Origin of the sequence: Polynucleobacter sp. AP-Nickl1-40-C4 (assembly GCF_035012665.1) — a bacterium.
Classification (GTDB): domain Bacteria; phylum Pseudomonadota; class Gammaproteobacteria; order Burkholderiales; family Burkholderiaceae; genus Polynucleobacter.
The window spans coordinates 1-1,209 of record NZ_JAYGQR010000023.1 but is presented as its reverse complement, the minus strand read 5'-3'; the positions used below and the strand labels follow the sequence as shown (position 1 = coordinate 1,209).

Here is a 1,209-nt window from a genome sequence, read left to right as displayed (position 1 = left end):
TGACCCGTCTGGTTTTATCGGACCAATTTCATCTAGAAACTCTGGCTCCCGTTATTAATTTCTTTTGCCATCCAGCGACAAACTCTGCTGGGGTTTGATAATCCAAGCTTGAGTGTGGCCTGATCAAATTGTAGTGCCTACGCCATGTTTCAATAATCACTTTGGCATGCGCTCTACTGTGAAACCAGTTCATGGCTAAGCACTCATCTCTAAATTTGCCATTAAAACTCTCATTAGTGCCGTTTTGCCAAGGTTTACCTGGCTCGATATGTAAGTTGTGCAAACCTCGCTCTACAGCCCATTCCAACAAGATGGTACTCACAAACTCTGGACCGTTGTCACTGCGAAGAACTTTAGGATAGCCACGTTCTGCGATGGCCTCCTCTAACACTTGCACAACCCGCTTGCCTCTAATCGAGCCGGCCACATCAATGCGCAGACTCTCTTTGGTGAACTCGTCAATTAAGGTTAAGCACTTGAGCTTTTGCCCGTTGGCACAAGCATCAAATACAAAATCGTAGGCCCAAACCTCATTGGGTCCAGTTGCTACATGTGGCTGTCGATTTTGACTGCGATAGCGCTTGCGTGTCCTTTTGGCGGGCACCTGTAGACCAGCTCCAGCCCAGATGCGTGCCGTCCGATCGCGACCCAAAACAAGGCCATCTCGTCTTAAAAAGATTCGAATGCGCCTGGCACCATAGCGAGGATATTGCTCAGAATACTGGCGCATGGCAGCTACTACCGGCTGATCTTTAACCGGCATCTTGCATTGGTAACCCAATCCAGATCTAGCAACACTTAGCAGCGTACAAGCTCGTCTTTGGGAGATGCCCCGACCAACCGCATAGCGGGCCTGCTCCAATCGCTCCTGCACGCTCACCACTTTTTTACGGCAATCTCCTTCATCACTTCAATCTCGAGATCGCGCTCTGCCAAGATCTTCTTTAAACGACTGTTCTCTTGCTCGAGCTGCTTTAAGCGTTTGACGTCATCCGTACCTAGATCGCCAAACTTCTTGCGCCAACTGTAAATCGAGGGTTCGCTGACCCCATGGCGCTTAGCAACTTCTGCTATTGGCGAACGATCTGCCTCTTGTAATATCCGAACAATTTGTTCGTCTGAAAACCGTGCTCTCTTCATACCTGCTCCTTAGGTTGAAGGAGTCATTATCTCTAAAAGCTTTTGGTCTGAAAATCCTAGGGCAGGTCA

The 1,209-nt window shown here is 48.7% G+C and carries 1 protein-coding gene; it reads right to left on the bottom strand.

Annotation, left to right across the window (positions count from 1 at the left end):
- Positions 1-28: 28 nt before the first annotated feature.
- A protein-coding gene (locus VC182_RS11460; protein ID WP_416350592.1) for an IS3 family transposase occupies positions 29-1,140 on the bottom strand; the annotation gives its coding sequence in 2 pieces (ribosomal slippage) (positions 29-891 and positions 891-1,140; 1,113 coding nt in all).
- Positions 1,141-1,209 lie beyond the last annotated feature (69 nt).